The organism is Campylobacter sp. BCW_4341, from assembly GCF_001764255.1.
Classification (GTDB): Bacteria; Campylobacterota; Campylobacteria; order Campylobacterales; family Campylobacteraceae; genus Campylobacter_D; species Campylobacter_D jejuni.
The window spans coordinates 768-1,497 of sequence record NZ_MKAH01000050.1 but is presented as its reverse complement, the minus strand read 5'-3'; the positions used below and the strand labels follow the sequence as shown (position 1 = coordinate 1,497).

Annotated in this window: 2 pseudogenes; both read left to right on the top strand. The window is 29.3% G+C overall.

The annotated features are described in order from the left end of the window. Window positions 1-235 (top strand): annotated as a pseudogene (locus AJN70_RS08325) (hypothetical protein); the annotation flags it as partial. Window positions 236-292: 57 nt separating this feature from the next. Continuing rightward, window positions 293-730, top strand: a pseudogene (locus AJN70_RS09700) (hypothetical protein); the annotation flags it as partial.

Sequence of the window (730 nt, the reverse complement as noted above, 5' to 3'; positions counted from 1 at the left end):
TGATGAAGCACTTAAACCTTTATGTGCAGGTATCAAACACGATAAACAAAGAGATAAATATATATCTTTTATCACTAATGCTAAAGCGGAAATTATAGAATGGAAAAGTATTGAGTTTGATGGGGATAGATACAGTGAAACTTTTGAAAGAATGTTAAATGATGAAAGTATAGCCCTTTATGCTCTTATCAATCGTGCTAGAATGATTAAACAAAATAGAATCAGTTTTGTGTAAATGTTTTCCTTATGATTTGATTTAATCTTAGTGGGTTTAAAACCCACAAGACTTTTCATGGCTAGAAAAAGAAAGATAACTATTCCTAGAATAGAAGATATTAATGTAACTCTTGATACTTCTTGTATGCATCCTATCTTAGAAGATAATACTTTATTATGCTTACATGGAGGTAGAGTTAAGTTAAAAGCAAAAAAAGCTAAAAGAATAAAATCAGACAATGTTCCTATTATGCTTAATAATGAAATACAAGGAGCCAGTATAAGTGGATGTTTAAATCCACCTATACTAGGAGGGCCTTGTACTAAAGTAGCTATGGTATTTGCTTATACTTATTCAGATCATAAAGTTAATAATAAACATTCTGTGTTACAAATGGGTTTGATAGGAATGAGTATAAAAGGTTATCCTATATTTGCTATACCCAAAAAGAATAAGATTAAATTTGCTTTAACTAAAATACAAGCTAGTCCTCTTGCTAAGATTAAGTATGAT